This is a genomic window from Lactobacillus sp. HMSC08B12, assembly GCF_001808415.1.
Lineage (GTDB): Bacteria > Bacillota > Bacilli > Lactobacillales > Lactobacillaceae > Lactobacillus > Lactobacillus delbrueckii.
Genome location: NZ_KV793165.1, coordinates 2,214 through 7,977, shown reverse-complemented (window position 1 = coordinate 7,977; position 5,764 = coordinate 2,214). Strand labels below are relative to the sequence as shown.

Genomic DNA, 5,764 nt, shown 5'->3' with positions numbered 1-5,764 from the left:
TCAGACGGAAGTCTGGCTCTTTTTGTTTTCCTTGGCTTTTATATTTTTTGCCTTTGTTACAGGTTAATTGCAGTTTGTTTTCTTTTAAGTTACAAGATACTTACTTTTCTAAAGTGTTTCTTAAGGATAGGCAGATGACTCGCAATTCTTCTCCTTGGCCTTTAGAATGAAAACATAGCTTATAATTTTAAACACAGATATCATAGAAAGCAGGCAGCTACCATGGGATTACTAACACTCATCATCGGTTTGGTAATGCTGGTTAACCCCACATTGGCAACTGAAACAGCTACAAGTGTTGAATAAATACATTTCTTGTTACTTTTTAAACCGGACCAGAAATTGGTCCGGTTTTTTGCGGCAAAAGTTTGCTCAAGTACTATGGAAATTTGTATAATTAATATAGTTTTTGTGGGGGGAAGAGTAAATGGACAAATTAGCCAAGTGGTGCATCTGGCTGCGCCGCCGCTCCTTTTTTAGAGTGGCCCAGCGGACCTTTGCCGTTCTGATGCCGATCGCGACGGTCGGGGCCTTTTTCCAGGTCTTGCAGAATAGCGTCTTTGCGCCGGAAAGTTTTATCTATAATTTATTTGATTTTGACAAAATCATGAGTGACTGCTTCTGGGACATCGGGACCAGCCTGTCACAATGCGTGGTTGAAGTTATCTTCGGCCTTTTTTGCCTGTTCACGGTTTATTTCTCAGCTTCCTTTACGGCAAAAATCTACCGTAAAGATGCGACGATGGCTGGGATCAGTGCTCTGACCAGTCTCTTGGTCATGATCTATCTCTTTCAGCTGGGCTTGACCGGACGGATTTCTTTGCTTACAGGAGGCTATTTGGTCTTCCAGTACACCTTCTTTGCCCTCTTGCTGGGTTATGGGGTAGGACAGGTCTTCCACTGGTTAGGGGCCGATTATGAGCCTGTCAACTATGAGCACACCAAACTGGTCCAGGACCGGGCGATCAAGGCTCTGAAGCCGACCTTGGTTACTGTAATCGTGGGCATCGCTATCGGCGGGATTCTCTATGTGGTCATCAGCAAGGTCAAGGCCAACTTCAGCCTGACCAGCATCGTGTCATCGGTTGAAAATTCCAACAACCTGCTTTTGACGGTGCCGGCCACGGCCCTGGCTTCATTTTTGAGCTGGCTGGGCCTGGAAGCCCCGATTCTTGACTTGGGCAACGTGGCTGGTTCAGCCGCCGCGACTGCCAACTTGACCTATGTCTTGCGGCGGGGGTCAGTCTGGAAGGGGCCTTATCCTTACCTGGGCGGGTCCATGATCTCGATTTACGGGGTTATGGGCGGCTGCGGGACAATTTTAGCTTTAGCCGTGGCCATCTTGATCTGGGGCCGACGGAAGGAGTCGGAAACAGTGGCTAAGATGAACCTCTGGCCGCTTTTGTTCAGTTCGTCCCGGGGCTTTTTGGTCGGCTTGCCGGTGATTCTCAACCCGATCTATGCCCTTGAGCTGGTCCTGGTGCCAGTCGTGAATATGCTGATCGCGGCTTTGGCGATTTTCCTGCATATCGTGCCGACTCCGGTCTACACGGTCTTGACGGGGACGCCAGGCCCTCTGGTGCCGTTTTTTGCCACTAACGGCAACTGGCCGACCTTGATTTTCACCATCTTCCTCTTCTGCCTGGACGTGGTCATGATGATTCCAGCCGTCAAGCTGGACAACCGGACCAAGATCCTGCTGAAGGACTATGAAATGGAGGATGACCGTCATGTTTAAGAGCCGCAACTGGAAACTGATCGTCGTTGCCTTGACGATCATTATTTTGCTGGCCGTTCCGGGCTATTCCTGGATGAAAAAGACCAACAAGGAGCACGCTGAACGCCAGCGCTCGCAACTGTCACCTCTGATCATGGTTCCCGGCTCCAGTGCTACCGTCAACCGCTTCAATGAACTGGTGAACCTGCTCAACGAGAATACCCCTTATAAGCACAGCCTGCTTAAGGTGGAAATCAGTGAAGACGGGACCTTGACTTATTCTGGTTCAATAAAAAAGGAGGACAATGAGCCCTTTATCGTGATTGGCTTCCAAAATAACCATGACGGTTACAGCAATATCAAGAAGCAGGCCGGCTGGCTGGACGATGCCTTTTACGAAATTGCCAAAACTTACAAGTTTAACAACTTCAAGGCTTTTGGCCACTCAAACGGGGGCCTGATCTGGACCTACTGGCTGGAACACTACTACAGCGACTATTCAGATGAAATCACAATCAAGCGCTTGATGACCTTGGGCTCGCCTTACAACTTTAGTGAAAAGAGCATCAAGTACAAGACGCAAATGATGACAGACTTTATCAAGTACCGCAAGCGCCTGCCGAAAAATATGATCGTCTACTCCCTGTCCGGCGGGAAAAACTACGAATCCGACGGGATAGTGCCGGAAAGCAGCGTGGAAGCCGGCAAGTACATCTTCCAGAACCAGGTCAAGAGCTATACCACGATGACTGTTACCGGGGCAGAAGCCCAGCACTCCAGCCTGCCGCAGAATAAGCAGGTGGTCAGGATTATCCAGGAGTACCTGCTCAAGCAGCAGGTCAAGCCGGGGCCAAACAACAGCCAAAATTCCAAGCACAAGGAAAACTAAGCGTGAAATTAGGCGCTGGCCGCCTTTTGCCGTAAAATAGTTGCAAAGATGAAAGGAAACATCTATGAAGATTAAATTGATCGCGGTGGACTTGGACGGAACCTTGCTGACTTCCAGAAAGAAGGTCAGCCCTAAGACCCTGGCGACCTTAAAAAAGGCCCGGGAAAAAGGAATTCTTGTGGTGCCCCTGTCCGGCCGGCCCCTGCCTGGCGTCTTGAAGGTCTTTGAACCCTTCAAGCTGGATCCGGCAGATAACTTTGCTATTTGCTACAATGGCGGCCTGGTCCAGCGGATGGACGGGGAAGTCCTAAGCGCCAGCCCCTTGACTGATGAAAACGTGGAGCACATACTGGCCTTGAAGCAGACGGGGATTTTTGGCCCTTACTTCATGGACACCAAGGATTTCTATGTAGCCCCAAAGGGCAGTTCCTTCGGTGTCGGCTTTCTGGCCAAGGCCCGGAACATGGGGGTCAAGCGGATGGTGCCCGGCCAGCACTACGAATTCATCAAGGGCGAGTTTGTTTCTTTGCCTAGCAAGATGAAGAAGTTCCGGGCTGGCTTCAGTCCGGCAACTGAGCAGGAATTCGAAATCTCTGCTTCCGGCGGCCAGTGCCTGGAATTCAATACTCCTGGCACCTCCAAAGGCCAGGCCCTAACCACTTTGCTGGACCTTTTGAACATCCAGCCGGAAGAAGCCATGGTTTTTGGCGACAACAACAATGACCTCTCTGACTTCCAGCTGCCTGGGGTCTTCAAGGTGGCCATGGGCAACGCGATCGACGAGATCAAGGCCGCGGCTGACTACGTCACGGCCAGCAACAATCAGGACGGCATCGCTTTGGCGGTGGAGAAGTTTGTAGACATGGGAGAATAAGATGGCAAAAGCAGTTATCGGTATTTCAGCTTCAGAAGTTACGATCCAGTCCGGCCCCTTCATGGGCGAGCCCCGGACCTACGTCAACGCTGCTTACGTGGACTCAGTCCTCAAGAACGGTGGGATTCCTTTGGTAATTCCTTTTACCGCTGGCGGAGAAGAAATGGCCTTTAAGCAGCTGGACTTAGTTGACGGCTTGATCCTGTCTGGCGGCCATGACCTTGACCCCCACTTGTACGGGGAAGAGATTGACCAAAAGAGCGGGGAAACCTGGCCAGACCGGGATGCCTTCGACATGGCCCTCTTGAAGCGGGCGGAAGAAACCGGCAAACCGGTCCTGGGCATCTGCCGGGGCGCCCAGATCATCAACGTGGCCCACGGCGGCAGCATGTGGCAGGACCTGTCTTTGCGGCCAGGCAACACTTTAAAGCACATGCAGGCTACCCGGCCTGACGTGGGCACCCACGTGGTCAAGATCAAGAGCGGGACAACCCTGAAAAAGATCATGGGGGAAAGCAGCCTCATGACCAACTCCTTCCACCACCAGCTGATCAAGGAAGTGGCTCCGGACTTGACCGAATCAGCCAGCGCCAGCGACGGGGTGACGGAAGCTTTGGAAAGCACTGACGGCAAGGTGATCGCCGTGCAGTGGCACCCGGAAGAAATGCACGCTAACCCTGCCCCGGAAGCAGCCATCATGAACCGTCTCTTCAAGTACCTGATCGACAAGGCGGAAGAAGAGAAGCAGTAGAAGAAAAGAAGCAAGCAGCGTTTTCGCTGCTTTTTCTTTTGCCTTTTTCAGAAAAGGGACTAACAAAGATCTCATAAAACTGTCATAATATAAAAGGATCTGTCTTTCCAGGCAGAAATCGAATGTTACACGTGAAACGATGACGGTGAAGAAATGAAAGACAAGCATTTGGGAATCCTGTTGGCAATTACCGGGGCTGCCTTATGGGGGACCTCGGGGACGGCGGCGGAAATGCTCTACCAAAACCCCAATATCAATACCTTCTGGCTGGTTGACGTCCGGTCATGGCTGGCCGGGGCGAGCCTTTTGCTCATTTCCCTGGTCCACAAGGGGAAGGGGACCTTTGCTATTTTCAAAAATCCACGGGACCTTCTCTACGCGGCCCTTTTCTCCATGCTGGGCATCACCGGGACCCAGTTTACCTACTTCTACACGGTAGCGGCCTCAAACGCGCCGACGGCCACTGTCCTGGTCTTCCTGGCCCCGGTCTTGATCATTTGCTTTATGGCGGCTAAAACCCGGCAAATGCCCCGGAGAATCGATCTGATCGCGGTCTTGCTAGCGGTGGTCGGGACGGTGGTTTTGGTGACCAACGGAAATTTCAGCCACTTGACGGTGACGCCTAAAACCCTGGTCTGGGGCTTCTTCAGTGCCTTGACCCAGGCTCTGGCCATTGCCATGCCGGCCAAGCTTTTTAAAAAGTACGGGACCATCACTATTTTGGCCTGGGGGATGCTGCTGGGCGGGATTATCCTCAGTCCGGCCCTGGCCTTGATGCCCGCCACTGGAGTTACGGTTAAGGAATGGAGCCTGGTGATCTACATCGTGATCGCCGGTACGGTTTTCGCTTACTCGCTCTACCTTTCCAGCGTTATGTACATCTCAGCCGGCCTGGCCAGCATGCTGGAGGCCTTTGAGCCGCTGGTAGCGACGATTCTGTCGGTTACCCTTCTGGGCAGCGACTTTGGCATCATGAAGATGGCGGGCGGGGTCTTGATTATCCTGGCCACCTGCCTGCAGGTCGTGCCCAGTCCCCGCCGGGGAAAATTGCAAAGAAATCTTTAGAACTTTTTATGCATATTGCCGAAAAAGCCCGTCAGAGTAAGGAAAACTGTGTTAAAACCAAAACGATGATTTGATCATTAACATGGGGTTAAGCCAGGCCGAATTTTAAGCAAATCTAGAAGTCTCTCAATGCTTGCCGCTACGGGATTCTTTCCAATCTAGCCAACTCTAACTAACTGAGGATAGAAAATGTTGTTACTAAATCCGGTGCAATATTAGGTGCAATGATTTGGATGCGTCCACAGGCTTCAACATGATTACTAAGACAACCTATGATAGAATCTAAATAGTGATTCTATTTTCTCCGCTTGCGTTAAGCAGGCGGTTCTTTTTTTGCCTTTTTTGTGGGGCCCAAAATCGGGGCGGCTTCCTAAAATCCTGTACTATCCTGTACTAGGGGATGCAAGCAGGAAGCACTACAGGCCGCTAGTCAGATATTAACTTAAACTTCCCACTTGCAAACGTGGG

5 protein-coding genes are annotated in these 5,764 nt (G+C 51.3%); all 5 read left to right on the top strand.

Features of this window, described 5'->3' with window-relative positions:
• Positions 1-427: 427 nt before the first annotated feature.
• The 5 genes from HMPREF3168_RS05580 (at position 428) to HMPREF3168_RS05560 (ending at position 5,296) form a co-directional block, all read left to right on the top strand.
• The gene (locus tag HMPREF3168_RS05580) at positions 428-1,738 is read left to right on the top strand and encodes a PTS sugar transporter subunit IIC (RefSeq protein ID WP_070488940.1); all 1,311 of its coding nucleotides are present in this window, start codon (positions 428-430) and stop codon (positions 1,736-1,738) included.
• The gene (locus HMPREF3168_RS05575) at positions 1,731-2,606 is read left to right on the top strand and encodes an alpha/beta hydrolase (protein ID WP_003613388.1); all 876 of its coding nucleotides are present in this window, start codon (positions 1,731-1,733) and stop codon (positions 2,604-2,606) included. The genes HMPREF3168_RS05580 and HMPREF3168_RS05575 overlap by 8 nt, the downstream gene beginning before the upstream one ends.
• A gap of 64 nt (positions 2,607-2,670) precedes the next feature.
• Positions 2,671-3,480: a Cof-type HAD-IIB family hydrolase gene (locus HMPREF3168_RS05570; protein ID WP_070488937.1), complete on the top strand. Its 810-nt coding sequence runs from the start codon at positions 2,671-2,673 to the stop codon at positions 3,478-3,480.
• A gap of 1 nt (position 3,481) precedes the next feature.
• Complete coding sequence (locus HMPREF3168_RS05565) at positions 3,482-4,231, top strand: gamma-glutamyl-gamma-aminobutyrate hydrolase family protein (protein ID WP_070488934.1); 750 nt, start codon at positions 3,482-3,484, stop codon at positions 4,229-4,231.
• A 153-nt stretch (positions 4,232-4,384) separates the two neighbouring features.
• Complete coding sequence (locus HMPREF3168_RS05560; protein ID WP_070488931.1) at positions 4,385-5,296, top strand: DMT family transporter; 912 nt, start codon at positions 4,385-4,387, stop codon at positions 5,294-5,296.
• Positions 5,297-5,764 lie beyond the last annotated feature (468 nt).

Excerpts from the sequence above, each read along its gene's own strand:
- HMPREF3168_RS05570 (WP_070488937.1), top strand. The coding sequence starts at position 2,671 with ATGAAGATTAAATTGATCGCGGTGGACTTGGACGGAACCTTGCTGACT.
- HMPREF3168_RS05565 (WP_070488934.1), top strand. The coding sequence starts at position 3,482 with ATGGCAAAAGCAGTTATCGGTATTTCAGCTTCAGAAGTTACGATCCAG.
- HMPREF3168_RS05575 (WP_003613388.1), top strand. The coding sequence starts at position 1,731 with ATGTTTAAGAGCCGCAACTGGAAACTGATCGTCGTTGCCTTGACGATC.
- HMPREF3168_RS05560 (WP_070488931.1), top strand. The coding sequence starts at position 4,385 with ATGAAAGACAAGCATTTGGGAATCCTGTTGGCAATTACCGGGGCTGCC.
- HMPREF3168_RS05580 (WP_070488940.1), top strand. The coding sequence starts at position 428 with ATGGACAAATTAGCCAAGTGGTGCATCTGGCTGCGCCGCCGCTCCTTT.